General features: G+C 37.7%; 12 protein-coding genes. 6 read left to right on the plus strand and 6 right to left on the minus strand.

Annotation, left to right across the window (positions count from 1 at the left end; genetic code table 11):
* Positions 1-90: 90 nt before the first annotated feature.
* On the minus strand, positions 91-333 hold the full coding sequence (locus UXI14_RS12760) for a hypothetical protein (protein ID WP_335966466.1): 243 nt from the start codon (positions 331-333) through the stop codon (positions 91-93).
* A 187-nt stretch (positions 334-520) separates the two neighbouring features.
* Between UXI14_RS12760 and UXI14_RS12765 the strand changes: the two genes are divergently transcribed.
* The 3 genes from UXI14_RS12765 to UXI14_RS12775 all read left to right on the plus strand — a co-directional run bounded on the left by UXI14_RS12765 (position 521) and on the right by UXI14_RS12775 (position 4,277).
* Positions 521-721, plus strand: coding sequence for a hypothetical protein (locus UXI14_RS12765; protein WP_277901260.1), 201 nt, complete (start codon positions 521-523; stop codon positions 719-721).
* A complete protein-coding gene (locus UXI14_RS12770) occupies positions 722-1,996 on the plus strand; it encodes a hemolysin family protein (protein WP_335966467.1) in 1,275 nt (424 codons plus the stop codon).
* 175 nt (positions 1,997-2,171) lie between these two features.
* Positions 2,172-4,277: a peptidylprolyl isomerase gene (locus UXI14_RS12775; protein WP_335966468.1), complete on the plus strand. Its 2,106-nt coding sequence runs from the start codon at positions 2,172-2,174 to the stop codon at positions 4,275-4,277.
* Positions 4,278-4,434: 157 nt separating this feature from the next.
* On the opposite strand, the gene UXI14_RS12780 is transcribed toward UXI14_RS12775, so the two are convergent.
* Both UXI14_RS12780 and UXI14_RS12785 read right to left on the minus strand, forming a co-directional pair.
* Positions 4,435-5,373 (minus strand): GYDIA family GHMP kinase, encoded by a 939-nt coding sequence (locus UXI14_RS12780; protein WP_335966469.1) that lies wholly within the window; start codon positions 5,371-5,373, stop codon positions 4,435-4,437.
* On the minus strand, positions 5,351-6,691 hold the full coding sequence (locus UXI14_RS12785; RefSeq protein WP_335966470.1) for a hydroxymethylglutaryl-CoA reductase, degradative: 1,341 nt from the start codon (positions 6,689-6,691) through the stop codon (positions 5,351-5,353). The genes UXI14_RS12780 and UXI14_RS12785 overlap by 23 nt, the downstream gene beginning before the upstream one ends.
* Before the next feature lie 216 nt (positions 6,692-6,907).
* On the opposite strand from UXI14_RS12785, the gene UXI14_RS12790 reads away from it, so the two are divergent.
* The 3 genes from UXI14_RS12790 (at position 6,908) to UXI14_RS12800 (ending at position 12,192) form a co-directional block, all read left to right on the plus strand.
* On the plus strand, positions 6,908-9,115 hold the full coding sequence (locus UXI14_RS12790) for a S9 family peptidase (protein ID WP_335966471.1): 2,208 nt from the start codon (positions 6,908-6,910) through the stop codon (positions 9,113-9,115).
* Between the two features lie 25 nt (positions 9,116-9,140).
* A complete protein-coding gene (locus UXI14_RS12795) occupies positions 9,141-10,532 on the plus strand; it encodes a peptide MFS transporter (protein ID WP_335966472.1) in 1,392 nt (463 codons plus the stop codon).
* 79 nt (positions 10,533-10,611) lie between these two features.
* Positions 10,612-12,192 (plus strand): peptide MFS transporter, encoded by a 1,581-nt coding sequence (locus UXI14_RS12800; protein WP_335966473.1) that lies wholly within the window; start codon positions 10,612-10,614, stop codon positions 12,190-12,192.
* 20 nt (positions 12,193-12,212) lie between these two features.
* Here the strand turns inward: UXI14_RS12800 and UXI14_RS12805 are convergent, their stop codons facing one another.
* Genes UXI14_RS12805 through lpxB form a run of 3 tightly spaced genes read right to left on the minus strand, consistent with a single transcriptional unit; the run spans position 12,213 to position 15,911 of the window.
* Positions 12,213-14,222: a ComEC/Rec2 family competence protein gene (locus tag UXI14_RS12805; RefSeq protein WP_335966474.1), complete on the minus strand. Its 2,010-nt coding sequence runs from the start codon at positions 14,220-14,222 to the stop codon at positions 12,213-12,215.
* 33 nt (positions 14,223-14,255) lie between these two features.
* The gene (locus tag UXI14_RS12810; RefSeq protein ID WP_335966475.1) at positions 14,256-14,774 is read right to left on the minus strand and encodes a C40 family peptidase; all 519 of its coding nucleotides are present in this window, start codon (positions 14,772-14,774) and stop codon (positions 14,256-14,258) included.
* Positions 14,775-14,798: 24 nt separating this feature from the next.
* Positions 14,799-15,911, minus strand: a complete 1,113-nt coding sequence (lpxB, locus tag UXI14_RS12815) for a lipid-A-disaccharide synthase (protein WP_335966476.1) — start codon at positions 15,909-15,911, stop codon at positions 14,799-14,801.
* Positions 15,912-15,926 lie beyond the last annotated feature (15 nt).

Consider the following 15,926-nt stretch of genomic DNA (forward strand, 5'->3'; position numbering starts at 1 on the left):
ACTTTAACAGACCACTCGTTGATTAAGTACTCGAAAAGTTTGTCTAATTTCCTTTCAGCTGTTTTTGAAATGACAACTTTTCTGCTCAATTTATCTGTGTTTTTTCATAAAGGATTTGTAATCAGTAATTTCTCCGTTTTCTATTTCAAGAGAAGCTTTTTCAATTTCGTTACGTTGTTCAATAGATAAATCATCCCAAAAGTCAGCAGTTTTTGATTTTTTGAAGATTTTTTTAATTGATTCAATAATTTTCGGATTTTCGGTATCCAAAAGCATTTTTACCAATTCTATTTTTTCCGCTTGAATATCCATCACTATTTTATTTATTTTCAAAAATAACGATTTTAACCTAAAATTTTAATGATACACGATTTTTTTAAATGAAGCCCAACGGTCCGAGGCAAGAAGCCCCGGACCGATTCTGAGGAATGACCGCAAGGAATTCCACAGAATCACACATATATATCCAACTTTTCTTTATTTTTGAACAAAGAAATTCTATTTTCTATTATTTACAGTTATGAATACCAAGTATTTTAAGATTTTTGAGATTGCTTATCTTATCGTTGCCGTTATTTCTATTGTTGAAGTTGTCCAGGTTTGGGGAACAAACCGAAACAGGGCATACCTTTTTCTGTTTTTTGCAATAGTTTCCCTGGGGATGTTTTTCTTTAGAAGGTATTACCGCAAAAAATTCAGCGATAGGCAAAATAAAGAATAAATGGAAATGGCCATTTTAATCATAATCGTCTCGCTCTTACTCTCTGCTTTCTTTTCGGGGATGGAAATAGCCTATGTTTCATCCAATAAAATTCATATAGAAATAGAGAAAAAGCAAGATGGCCTCTTGGCAAAAGTCCTTGCAAAACTTACTAAAAAGCCTTCAAAATTTATTGCGACCATGTTGGTGGGCAATAATATCGCTTTAGTGGTTTACGGTATCTACATGGGGGACCTGTTGATTGATTATATTTACCCGTCGTATGTTGGCGCAGAAAGCCTCCCCTTCGATGTAATATTGGTCCAAACGGTTATTTCAACACTCATTATATTAATTACCGCCGAGTTTTTGCCAAAAGTTTTCTTTCAGATTTATGCAAACAGCCTGCTTAAATTCTTTGCGGTGCCGGCATACTTTTTTTACATAATTTTCTCATTTATATCGTCGTTTGTTATCTGGATTTCAGACATTGTCCTTAAAGTATTTTTTAAATCGAAAGGAGACGATGTGCAACTGGCTTTTAGCAAAGTAGAATTAGGCGATTATATTTCAGAACAAATGGAATCCGTAGACGAAGAAGACGATGTAGATTCCGAAATTCAGCTTTTTCAAAACGCTCTGGAGTTTTCAGAAGTAAAAGCAAGGGAAGTAATGGTCCCCCGAACAGAAATAACAGCAGTAGAACTGCACGAATCGCCCAAAGGGCTCGGCAAACTTTTTACCGAAACCGGCTATTCAAAAATATTGGTGTATAAAGATACCGTAGACGATATTATAGGGTATGTGCATTCCTTCGATTTGTTTAAAAAACCACAGGGGATCAAAAACGTAATGATGCCTGTTGAATATGTGCCCGAAACAATGCTGATAAGTGATGTGCTCGAAGTGCTAACAAAAAAACGAAAAAGCATAGCGGTAGTTTTAGACGAATATGGTGGAACATCCGGGATTATGACGGTCGAGGATATTGTGGAAGAGCTTTTTGGTGAAATTGAAGACGAACACGATAGCATTGTCTTGCAGGAAGAACAAATAAGCGAAACCGAATTTAAGTTTTCGGCAAGGCTGGAAGTAGATTATTTAAACGAAGAATACAAACTTGACCTTCCCGAAGAAGAAAATTACGAAACACTGGGCGGACTTATCGTTAACAGGATCGGGGAAATCCCGGCAAAAGGAGAAGTGGTAACGATTGATAATTACCAATTTACCGTGCTGGAAGTTGGCAGCACCAAAATAGATTTGTTGCACCTCAAAATGTTGGAAGAAGAATAAAAATCATCAGGGTGAATTAAAATGGGAAAAGCCAATCAAGGCATTTTGGATTATTGATGAAACATAATTTTCCGATATATCAAACAAAAAGCGCAATAATTGCACCTTCAGGTTTTTATTATTCCAAAAAAGTGGTATTTTCGCCCACATTAATTTTATAAAATAGTATTGATAAATGGCAATTCTAGAAAAAATTAGAAGTCGGTCTTTATTTCTTATCCTTGTAATTGGATTGGCTTTATTTGCATTTGTTATTTCCGGTGTTTTTAGTAAAAATTCCGGTACCGGAAAATCAACTGTTGGAGAGGTAAATGGAGAACCTATTTTACGCCAGGATTTTGCGTACAAGGTGGAGAACATGTCGAGAAGATATGGCGCAAATGCTACTACGGTTCAAGTGGTAAATCAGGTTTGGAACCAGGAAGTGAGAGGAATTGTGCTTGGGCAACAATACGAAGATCTTGGGATAAATATTGAAAAAGACCAAATATTGGAAGTAGTAAAAGCAAATCCAGCTTTTGCTTCAGACCCAACGTTTCAAAACGAAGCCGGGGTTTTCGACGAAGGTAAATTCATAGAGTTTATAGCCAACCTAAAGGCAAACAATCCAGCAGGGTATCAACAATGGAAAATGCAGGAAGACGCCCTTATCAATGCATCAAAAGAACAATCTTACTTTAACCTTATCAAAGCGGGAGTAGGTTCTACTTTAAAAGAAGGAGAACTTGCCTATCACCTGGAAACCGATAAGGTAGATGTAAAATATGTAAAAATACCTTACACGTCCATTCCGGACAGTACCGTAAATGTTTCTGACAGTGAAATAGAATCGTATGTCAAAAAACATGAAAATGAGTTCAAGCAGGAATCTTCAAGAGACGTTCGTTATGTGTATTTTGAAGAAAAAGCATCTGATGATGACGTTAAGGAAATAGAAAACGACCTTTCCAAGCTTTTAAAGAATTCTATTGTTTATAATGAAGCAACAAAGGCAGACGATACAGTAGCCGGGTTTAAAACAACAACAGATTTAAGGGATTTTGTAAATAGAAATTCCGACATTAAATTCGACACTACATATGTTACCAAAGCACAGCTTCCGGCAGCATTTGCAGATACCCTTTATAACCTTCCGGTAGGTGGGGTTTTTGGCCCGTATAAAGATGGCAATTTCTATAAACTTAGCAGAATGGTCCATAAAAAAGAAGGTGGGTCCGTAAAAGCCAGTCATATTTTAATTTCATACGATGGGGCAGGTGCCCAGCCAAAAGAATCTAGAACAAAAGAAGAGGCAAAAGCAAAAGCCGATGAGATTTTGGCTAAAGTAAAGGCCAACCCAGATGATTTTGCCGCACTGGCCAGGGATAATTCTGAAGATCCAGGCTCAGCTTCCAAAGGTGGAACATACGATAATATTCCAGCAGGGCAAATGGTTCCGGCTTTCAACGATTATATTTTTGATAATCCTATAGGCTCTATTGGTGTAGTTGAAACCCAATTTGGATACCACGTTATTAAAATAGACGACAAATACGATGTAGTTCAAATAGCTACCATAGCTAGGGAAATTGAACCTTCAGAGAATACAATAAACGATTTGTTTACCGCAACCACCAAGTTTCAAATGGCGGCTGTTTCCGGAGATTTTCAAGAAGAGGCAAAATCTTCAAATTATACGGTTCGTCCGGTAAACCAAGTAAAGGCGCTCGATGAGAATATTCCTGGAATTGGTAACCAACGAGGCATTGTGCAATGGGCTTTCAATGCCGACACCGAAGTAGGCGATGTTAAACGCTTTAACACACCAAACGGGTACGCTGTAATACAACTTACCGGAAAAAGAAAAGAAGGCTTGGCCACAGCAAAAGATGCTTCGGCAAGGGTATTGCCAATATTAAGAAAGCAAAAGAAGGCGGCCATGATAATGGAACAAAATGCAGGTAAATCCATAGACGAACTTGCCAAAAGCAATAATGTTAATGTTTCTGGAGCCACGGGGCTTACCATGAAAACGCCAACCATTTCTGGAGCCGGAAGGGAGCCAAAGGTTGTTGGGGTAGCCATGGGATTGTCTGAAGGCGAAAACTCATCGCTTATCGAGGGAGAAAACGGAGTGTTTATGGTGTCGGTTACTAAAAAAGAAATTGCACCTTCTTTGGATAACTATGCAACGTATGCCAATTCCCAGAAAACATTAAATAGAAATAGGGCAAGTTTTGCAGCATACAATGCTTTAAAAGATGCCGCAGATATTGAAGACGAAAGAGCCGATATTTATTAATAATCGACTCAGGTTAATAGAACATACTTAAGCTAACTCAAATAAATTAAGTAGAGAGGGCTCCCTTATCGGGGAGCTTTTTTTTGCAAAAAAAAAGTAGATTGTAAGTTTAGGTTGCAAATTTAAGTTAACATGCGTTGCTGTATCGAAACGCACGTTAACTCAATATCATTTCCTGATAAGTAAATATGATATTATACCCTTTATCCTTAAAGTAAGGATGAACATTTTCTTTATTGCCGGTAACCAACATAAAATCCCCTCCCCAAGCGCCTAAACTTTTTATGGTGCCCTTATAATCTTTAAATAAACGTTGTTTTATGGGCGGTAAATTAATGAGGTCGCCAATTATATTTTCGTGTTCTTTAAGTAATTCTTCAAAAAGGGAAAGCGTTTGTGCTTGCTGTATTTTTTTGGTGAGCTCAGAAATAGCTTTTACCGAAGCACTTTTTTTGCCGGCTTTAGTGACCTTTTTATAGTGTTCAATTCCTTCCCGGCTGTTTTGCTTTTTGTTTAGATGAACAAAAAAAAGTTGCTCCTTAAAAAGGGGGGTAAATTCAACCGGGATTATTTGGGGGTGTTTGTTGGCAACTTTGTAATTAATGGCAGTGTTGTTTTGTGCGCATGCTATATCGTAACCACTGCCCGAAAAACTGTTCCACAACAATGCAAAGGCATCAACTTGTGCCCAAGATGCAATATTGTTGATCAATGTAGAAGAGGATCCCAAACCCCAATTTTGTGGAAATTCAAGTTTTGTAACGGCTTCGATCCCTTCGGCATTTTTTAAAAAGCCGGGGTTGAGCTTTATGGCTTCGGTAAGGATGGCAATCAGGGTTTTTGCTTTTTGGGGGTCGTTGGTTTCAACAATGCAGTTTACAGAGAACCCCTTCAACTTAAAAAAATCTATTTTAGCCGAAAACCAAACATTGTCTTTATGGTCAAGAGCTTTCCAGGACAGTAGGCCGTGGTTGGTTTCCACGACGGTTAATGTTTGCCCGGACCTGCACGGTAAAGCCAAGCTTAATGCCCCGTCCAGTACCACATATTCGCCTGTTATTAATAATTTCCCGTTACTTCGGTATTGATGAGTCATTCTTGCTTCTTAAAGAATTAAATTCATTAATCACATTGCTATGAGTAATGGTTTTGTCTTTGTAAAATTTAATGAAATATTTTTTTTCTTCTTCTGAAGCGCCTAATTGATTAAGAATGTTCAAAAGATGCATTTTCATGTGTCCTTTTTGTATGCCTTCGGTAATGAGCGAACGAACTGCGGCAAAGTTTTGTGCGAGCCCAGCAACGGCCACGATTTTCATTAATTCCTTGGCAGAGGGGTTATCCAGTATTTCCAGGGATAGCTTTACGAGCGGATGCAAATTTGTGAGCCCGCCAACGGTGCCCAACGCCAAGGGTATTTCAATCGAAAAATAAAAAGTGTCCCCGTCAACACGGGCACTAGTCAAGCTTTGGTAGGAGCCATTTTTACTTGCATAGGCATGCACGCCTGCCTCAATCGCCCTAAAATCGTTTCCGGTTGCCAAAACAACGGCATCAATGCCGTTCATGATGCCTTTATTGTGCGTAACTGCCCGATGCGGGTCTGCATTGGCAATAGCAATGGCACGGACAAATTTTTCGGCAAATTGTTTAGGTGGCATGTCCTTGTCTTCATTTAGATTTTCAATTTTACAGCTTGCTTCTGCCCGTACCGTGCAATTTGGCACGTAATTAGACAAGATGCTCATTACTATCTGGATGTCTTTTTCTTCCGAAGTAAAACCGTTAAAATTTTGAGCTTCTTCTTTAAAAGTTTTGGCAATTGTTTCCAGACAGGAGTTGATAAAATTAGCCCCCATAGCGTCAAGCGTTTCAAAAGTGCAATGCAACTGGTAATAATTATCGAGCTCGTTGGTCTTGTCCCGAAGCTCTATAGAGGTTATCCCGCCACCGCGCTTTTGCATGTTCTCCGTAATGCTATTGGTGGCTTTAAAAAGCTTGGGCTGTATGCTGTTGAAGAAATCATTCAGTTTGGCAAAAGCCCCGGAATACATAAAATGTACTTGTCCAATTTTTTCGGTGCCCAAAACATTAGCTTTAAAACCGCCTCTTTTTTGCCAATATTTAGCTGCTTTTCCTGCCGCCGCTACTACCGAACTTTCTTCAATTGCCATGGGTATGGTATGGTATTGGCCATTAATTAAAAAGTTGGGGGCAATGCCCAACGGAAGGTAAAAATTAGTAATGGTATTTTCTATAAACTCATCGTGAAGCACCTGTAATTGCTCGTTGGTGTTCCAATATTGTTTAATGGTTTTTATGCCTTCTTCTTTGTTTAAAAAGTGTTGGTTGGCCAACCAGGTAATCTTTTCTTCTTTAGAAAGTTTAGAAAATCCGTTTACGGGTAATGTCATTTTGTTGTTTGCTAATTTACCGCAAATATAAGGATTAAGAACAAAGGCTTGTTTTACCGTCCACAATAAAGAATGGGGAATTGATGAGGAAGCGAAGTGCTTTTACCTTTAAAAGTTTTCAATTTAAGCCACAGGGCAATGTTTAACGCTAAAAGTTGCGGAATTTGTGAAATTTTTAGTAAACTTGACGGTTTTTTAATCAATACATAACAGTTAATGAAGATACATTATACGTTTATCCTACTTTTTGTTGGTTTGATATCCCTCACAACCGCTCAAAATCAGAAAATTACATTAGAAGAAATATGGGGAGGTGCATTTCGCACTGAAGGCATGGACGTGCTGCATTCCATGAAAAACGGGAAGCAGTACACGGTTTTAAACTTCGATCGAACCGCCAAAAGTTCTTCCATAGATAAATATAATTACCAAACGTTGGAAAAAGTAGAGACAATTGTTTCTTCTTCAAACTTGGATGGAATCGACAATTTTTCATCCTATACATTTAGTAAGGACGAGTCCAAATTAATCCTCGCTACAAATGTAGAACCTATCTTTAGGAGGTCGAGGCTGGGGAAATATTATGTGTATGATATTGCCTCGAAAGAATTAAAACTTATTTCTGAAGATAAAATCCAGGAACCTACTTTTTCTCCCGATGCTTCTAAAGTGGCTTATGTTTTTAAAAACAATATCTACATAAAAGACCTAAAAAACAATACAACAGTACAGGTAACCACCGATGGCGAAAAAAATAAAATCATAAATGGCGTAACCGATTGGGTTTATGAGGAGGAATTTTCCCTGGTAAGGGCTTTCGACTGGAATAAAACCGGAACGCATTTGGCATTTATCCGCTTTGACGAAAGTAAGGTGCCGGAATTTTCCATGGATATATATGGCGAGACCTTATATCCTACAGAGCAAGTTTTTAAGTACCCAAAAGCTGGCGAGGATAATTCAGAAGTTAGCTTGTTTACCTACGAGTTGGGTTCGAAAAAGACCCAAAAAGTCGATCTTGGAGAGGCTTATTACATTCCTAGAATTCAGTGGACCAATAACGAAGACGTATTGAGCGTACAGGTAATGAACCGTCATCAAAACGATATAAAACTGTATTTCCACGATCTTAAAAAAGGGACAAATGTGGTGTTGCACGAAACCGATAAAGCTTATATAGATATTACCGATAACCTAACTTTTTTAAACGACAATAGCTTTATATGGACAAGCGAGAAAGATGGGTTTAATCATATTTATCATTACAGCAAAGAAGGAAAACTTCTTAACCAAGTAACCAAAGGGCCTTGGGAAGTAACCAATTATTACGGGTACGATGAGAAAACCAACCGCGTATTTTATCAGTCTGTAGAAAACGGTTCTATTAACAGGGACGTATATGCTGTCAAGCTTAACGGAAAAGATAAAGAAAGGTTGTCTAGCGAAGAAGGAACCAATAACGCTACTTTTAGTGCAGACTTTAGTTACTACATAAATTCGTTTTCTAGTGCGTCCATGCCAAACCGGTATACGTTGAACGACAGCAAAAACGGAAAGGAAATAAAGGAGATTGTTAATAATGATGCATTGTTAAAGAAAGTCTCTAGCTATGAAATATCGCCCAAAGAGTTTACGACCATTAATATTAATGGGAATGAATTGAATATGTGGATGATAAAACCCAAGGATTTCGACCCAAACAAAGAGTATCCATTGTTTATGTATCAATATTCGGGGCCGGGTTCCCAACAAGTGTCAAACCGTTGGATGGGCGCTAATGATTATTGGTACCAAATGCTAGCAGAAAAAGGTTACGTAATTGCCTGTGTAGATGGTAGGGGGACAGGGTTTAAAGGAGCCGATTTTAAGAAAGTAACCTATAAAGAACTTGGAAAATACGAAGTTGAAGACCAAATAGCCGCCGCAAAGAAATTGGGAGAATTGCCTTATATCGATGCAAATAGAATTGGTATTTGGGGATGGAGTTATGGTGGCTTTATGAGCACAAACTCAATTTTAAAAGGAAACGATGTGTTTAGTATGGCAATAGCCGTGGCTCCTGTTACCAGCTGGAGATTTTACGATACGGTTTATACGGAAAGGTACATGCAAACACCACAGGAAAATGCAAGCGGTTACGATGAGAATTCCCCGCTAAGTTACCCCGAACTGTTAAAAGGCGATTATTTATTAATTCATGGCTCTGGCGATGATAATGTACATGTGCAAAATACCATGAGAATGGCCGAAGCATTGATACAGGCCAATAAGCAATTCGACTGGGCTATTTATCCAGACAATAATCATGGAATATATGGTGGGAATACCAGACTACAGTTGTATACCAAAATGACTAATTTTATAGACGAACACTTGGGAGATAAAGCTGGAGATGTTCAGGGATCTGAAAAGATCAAAAAATAATTTTTAATCTTTAAAACCTTAACTAATGCCAACAGTAACTCAAGACCCTAGCAAAAGTGAATTATTTGGGCACCCTAAAGGGCTGTATATCCTCTTTTTTACAGAATTATGGGAGCGCTTTTCTTATTATGGCATGCGCGCCCTTTTTACCTTATTTTTAGTAGCCGAAACCACGTCAAATAATCCGGGGTTTGGCTGGACCAATAATGAAGCATTGGCTCTTTATGGGTGGTATACCATGCTGGTATATATGTCGTCCATTCCGGGAGGCTGGATTGCCGACAGATTTCTGGGGCAAAAGAAAACAGTAATGCTCGGCGGGCTGTTGCTCTGTATTGGGCATGCTGTTTTGGCTTTAAACTCCGAGACTTCGTTTTATGTGGGTTGCCTTTTTATTATTTTAGGCGTAGGAGGCCTTAAGCCCAATATTTCTTCAATGGTTGGTGGGCTGTACAAACCAAAAGATGAAAGAAGAGACCTGGGGTTCTATATTTTTTATATGGGAATTAATATTGGCGGTTTTATTGCCCCGATTATCTGTGGATATATAGGCGAAAAAATAAATTGGCATTATGGCTTCGGGTTGGCGGCAATTGGTATGTTGATAGGGCAGATAGTGTATATATGGGGGCAAAAATACCTTAAAAATGTAGGAAACCTTATTTCTAATAAAAATGAAGCCGACCGGGAAATTTTAAACAAACCACTTACTAAAATAGAAAAGGATAGAGTAGTGGTATTGTTGCTTTCGTTTTTATTGATTATTTTGTTCTGGGCGGCATTTGAGCAAGCAGGCGGGTTAATGAACCTCTATGCAAAGCAAAATACAGACAGGAATTTCTTCGGACTTTTTACTGTTCCGGCATCTGTTTTTCAATCTGTTAACTCCTTTTTTATCATTACCTTGGCTACGGCTGTAGGAGCATTTTGGTTAAAATGGCGTAAAAAAGGCCATGAAGCATCATCTTTGTTTAAAATAGCCATTGGGATAATAATAATGGCTTTGGGCTTTGGTTTTATGAGCGCCGCTGCCGTAGAAACTGAAGCAACAGGTTCATCGGCAATGTATTGGTTAATCTTGGCATATCTTTTTCATTCTATTGGGGAATTGTGTGCTTCACCGGTATCTTTATCTTTTATTACCAAATTGGCACCTCTAAAATATGCTTCAATTATTATGGGCCTTTATTGGGCAGCTACAGGTTTAGGTAATAAATTGGCAGGATATATTGGCCAAAGTGCCCAGCATTTGGGTGAATTTGAGATTTTTACCGGAATTACAGTTATCTGGTCTTTAATCGGCCTTGTTGTTATACTTTTAATGAAACCCCTAAAGCGCCTTACTCATGGTGCAGAAGATAATGAAGGTAAAATTCAAGACGAAATAGCAAACGAATTGGAAACTTCAACATCATAGACAATTACATAACCAACCTTTTAATTACTTATAAACCATTCATATTAAAAAATAGATTTAGTAATTAATAATTAAAAGCATGAATTTAACATTGTGGATTTTAACGGTAGGTTGGATATTTGTATTACTATGGGTTCCTTTCATTATTTATACAAATAGAAAAACGCATCCAAAGGCATTATTTGTACTTTTTTTTGCTGAAATGTGGGAACGTTTTTCCTATTACGGTATGCGTGCCCTTTTGGTATTGTACATGACCAAGGTTTTATTTGTTGACTTGGCACAAAGTGCTGCTGAAATTAAATCGTATGCCATATATGGATCTTATACGGCCATGGTATACCTTCTTCCGGTATTGGGCGGCTTGGTAGCCGATAAATATTTAGGCTTTAGGAGAACGATTATTTGGGGCGGGTTTTTAATGGTTTTGGGTCATTTTACGCTTGGAATTCAGGGTATTGGTGATTTAGAAGGTAACATGCCATTGTTTTTTGGCGCTTTGGCTCTGATTATTGTTGGAAATGGATTTTTTAAACCAAATGTAAGTTCGTTCCTTGGAAAATTCTACGAAACGGACGACCCCCGTAAAGACGGTGCCTTCTCCATTTTTTATATGGGCGTGAATATTGGGTCTTTTTTATCAATGCTAACTTGTGGTTATGTCGGTCAAAATATAAACTGGCATTATGGATTTGGTTTGGCAGGAATTGGTATGTTGATTGGTCTAACGGTTTTTTGGATATTCTCCAGGGGTTTTGGCGAAAAGGGATTGCAACCAAAAGAGGTACAGGAAGGCAAAGTGAAGTTGTTTGGTATAAAACCGGACCTTCCGGTAATAGTTTTATCCCTTGCGGCAATTCCAATATGTGCATTAATGCTTAACCTAAATGAAGTAATGTCGACCATATTACTGGTTATTTCATTGTTAATAGTTGGATATTTGCTTTATCATGCCTTAACGGCAAAAGACAAGGCTACCGGGCAAAGGTTATTGGTGGTGATTGTCCTGTTCTTTTTCCATGCGGTATTTTGGGCATTGTTTGAACAGGCCGGGGGTTCCATAACCTTGTTCACAGAAAAAAATGTAGACAGATTTATAATGGGTACAGAATTGCCCGCTTCCATATTTCAAAGTTTCAACCCATTGTTCATTATACTTTTAGCGCCTTTATTTTCTTACATGTGGTTGCGTTTAAACAAGGCAGGGAAAGAACCTAGCACACCCATGAAATTTGTATTGGGGCTGGCACAATTAGCTTTGGGTTTTGCAATAATTGTAATTGGCGCGAAGTACTTTGCAAATAGCGAAGGCTTGGTTTCGGTGGCATTTATAGCATTTATGTATTTGTTCCATACCATGGGAGAACTTTCTTTATCGCCCGTTGGCCTCTCTATGGTTACTAAACTGTCGCCCGGAAAAGTGGTTGGCTTTGTAATGGGTGCTTGGTTTTTGTCCATGTCCATCGGGAATAAAATGGCCGGATGGATTGGCACTTTGACTGCTTCAGAAAGTATAGACGAAGGCGCGCAGCCAATGGAAACTTTAGGTGTATATGCCAATACGTACTTAATATGGGGTATTGGTGTAGTTGCCGGGGCCGCATTAATATTGTTTCTGTTAATTCCGTTGCTTAGAAAATGGATGCATGGGATACATTAAATTAATTAAAAGTTAAATAACTATTCTATAATACAAGCTCCCATTTCACCGGTGTAGTGAAACGGGAGCTTTTCTTTTTTACAGCTGGCTTTCCATAATGCAATCAGGAATTTATAATTGCTTCCGTCTGCAATAATTCTTTTTGGTTTAGCTTTTTTAATAAAGCGTTCCAGGTTTATTTTAGGTGAATTAGCAAGCAATACAATGTCGGGGTGTAGGTTTTTATAATTAACTTCGGTGCTATCTATTATAAGAATATCGTAATTTTTAAACGAAAAATTCTTTTTGAAAGGTACATATGCAATATCATTTATATTTTCTCCGATGCAAAAATCTTTTATAGTCGAATTTGTTTTATAAAGCGTGTCATTTATCAATAATCTATTTCCATGTTGTGTACCCCATAATGAGTTTCTGGATTTATGAAAAATAACCAAGCGTTCTTTTTTTAAAGTTTGATGACCTTCATATAAAAAAGCAACTATTAATAACAAACTACTGCCTATTGTAACCAGAAAAATATGCTGTTTTCTCTTCTTTAACCAAGAAACAAAAGCAATTATCAATATATATGATGCTGCCATTTTGTAGAAATTAAACGGTATTTCCTTAAATACAAATGCTTCGTGGCCGGCAACCCACCCAACAAAACTGTTCATCAAGCCAATCAGCTCAAAAAATATCTTACCTAAAAAATACGGTAATGAGTTAGCCCCGGCCAAAATAATTACAATAATTCCCAGTCCTAAAATGGTTCCCATAAAGGGAATTAAAACAATGTTGCTAAGGAAGAAAAGACCCGGAAACTGATGAAAATAATACAGCGAAAGCGGAAGTACACTTAATTGAGCGGCAAAGGAAACCGTAATAAGTTTCCAAAAATAATTTGTAATTCTATGCTTTGGGCTCCAATATTTTTCCATGAGAGGCTGTATCCACACAATTCCAAAAACCGCGATATAACTAAGCTGGAAACCTACATCAAAAATAAAGGCAGGCCAAAATAACAACAATATAAACATAGAACTTATAATGGCATGATAAATATTGCTGCCCTTTTTTAGTTGAAGGGCGTAAGAAATAAACGAAAACATGGTAACAGCCCGTACAACCGATGCACTTAAACCGGTAAGTACTGCAAAAGACCATAAACAGGCCAATATCAAGACAAGGCTTGCTACCCTTCCGTACTTTGTATGTTTTAGCGGTGCAAGCAGAAACTGTAAAATCAATAAAATAATACCAATATGCAGTCCTGAAATTGCCAGTAATTGGATTGCACCTGCCGATGCATAATCTTGGTAGGTTTGGCTATTTATTTCGTCTCGTTGTCCAAGTAATAAGGCGTTTAAAATGGCTGTTTCTGTTTTGTATGGATATGTCTTAAGCACTTTATTGATGTTGTCCCGTAGTTTTCCGGCTATTCCCTGTACTGTTTTTATGGATGTAGATTTCAAGGAAATGTCTTCAATACCAAGTTTTAATTGGCTGTATATCCCTTGATGGGCCAAATAGGCTTTGTAATTAAATTGATGCGGATTTAAAGGCGGGGTAATTTCTGTTAGGCTATTGGTTGTCTGGTATAGATAATCAATCTTTGGAGGCTTAAACCCGGTATTACTGCTGTCTTTATATATGTTAAGCAGTACTTTCCCCATACAGGGTGCTTCGTTAATTTTTAATAAGTGTGCTTGGTATCTGTAACTATAATTAGTTGATTTAAGTTTTTTATATATCCTAAAACTTATGGTGTCCCCATTTTTATAATGATAACTGTAATGTTTAGGATTTTCCAGGGTATGGATTTTTGCATTTATGCATCCAAGGACGAAGAAAATAAACAAAATAAATATTCCGAAATAATGACTGGTTGCTATTTTCGATTTTAACCGGAAAACAATGAGCAATGCAAGGCATGCAGCAAGAATAATAAAAGTGTTCCATAAACTAACAGGAAATGTAAAACCACAATAAATCCCTCCGATTAATGGAACGGTTAATTTGGTAATGGGATAGTTCAATATTTTCACATTACCAATATACTAAAATAAAAAGAAAATAATCTACAATATTCTTCGGGCTTGGTTAAATGCGTAATTCCAGTAACCTTCGCTTAAGGAAGAAACCAGTACACCCCTTGAAGTAGTAGAATGGATAAAGCGGATGTCGTTGCCTTTTACCTGAACCACAAGCCCCACATGATTTATTTTTCGTTTGTTTTTGCTTGTGGTAAAAAATAACAGATCGCCTTCTTCCACATCTTTGATTTTAATTTTTTCCCCCTGTGTAGCCATCATGTACGAAGTGCGTTGCAGGGAAATATCATTTTCCAGGAAAGAAGTATATATCAAGCCCGAACAATCCATTCCGCGTTTGGTAGTCCCGCCGTATTTGTATGGAGTGCCGTTAAAAGACAAGGCCGTTTTTATAATGGCATCGGCTTCTTTGTTTGTTTTTTTTCTTTTTTTAGTTGATGTATCTTCAGTAACCGGCCGTTCTCCTTTTACCGATACCTTTTTTTTTGATGAACCACAACTTATTATGATGAATGATATAAAAAGCAGCCAAAGTATTTTTTTCATGTATTCATTAGGGTTTGTTGCAAATTAAGAAATTTTATCATAAATAAGTTGAGCAGCTTTCATACTTGCGCCTTTTCCTCCCAATTTTTTTTCTAGCTCAAAATAATCAAGAAAAATACGTTCCCTGATTTCGGGGGTGAGAATTTTATGGAGCTCGGCTTTAAGATTTTTAGTGGTGAGGTCGTTTTGGATCAATTCTTTCACTACTTCCTTGTCCATAATTAAATTGACCAACGAAATATACTTTAACGTGATGATGCGCTTGGCAATTTGGTAGCTTATCCAATTGCCTTTGTAACAAACAACTTCGGGGACTTTAAAAAGGGCGGTTTCCAGGGTAGCGGTGCCGCTGGTAACAAGGGCGGCTTTGGATACGCTCAATAGGTCATAGGTTTTTCCCGTTACAAAATTAACATTGGCCTTGCCAATAAACTGTTCGTAGAATTGATATTCCTGACTTGGGGCCCCGGCAATAACAAACTGGTAATCGGTAAAGTCGTCTACCACACTTAACATGGTTGATAGCATATTGGTAATTTCTTGTTTTCTGCTTCCTGGCAGCAACGCGATAATTTCCCTTTTGTCGAGTCCGTTTTCTTCTCTAAATGTTTCCGGGAGTACCTGTTTCCTGCTGGAAATGGCATCTAACAACGGGTGACCAACAAAATTGACCCGGTATTGGTGTTTTGTTTCGTAAAAATCTTTTTCAAAGGGAAGAATTACAAACATTTCGTCTATATCCCTCTTTATGGCTTCTATCCGGCCTTCCCTAGAGGCCCATATTTGTGGGGAGACATAATAAAATGTTCTGTAGTTATGCTGTTTTGCCCATTTGGCAATTTTTAGGTTGAAGCCCGAATAATCAATAAAAATAATGACATCCGGATTGAAGTTTTCAATATCCTGCTTGCAATATTTTATGTTTGAAAAAATAGTGCGCAAATTCATAATAACTTCAAAAAAACCCATAAAGGATTGTTCCTTGTAGTGTTTTACCAGCTCCATGCCGGCTTGTTGCATAAGGTCTCCGCCCCACCCGCGAAAAGTAGCTTCTTTGTCTTTTGTAGAAAGTGCTTTTATAAGGTTGGAGGCATGTAAATCTCCCGATGCTTCTCCAGCTATTATATAATATTTCACGTATGCACGATTTTT

This window comes from Galbibacter sp. PAP.153, from assembly GCF_037029175.1.
GTDB classification, from domain to species: Bacteria; Bacteroidota; Bacteroidia; order Flavobacteriales; family Flavobacteriaceae; genus Galbibacter; species Galbibacter pacificus.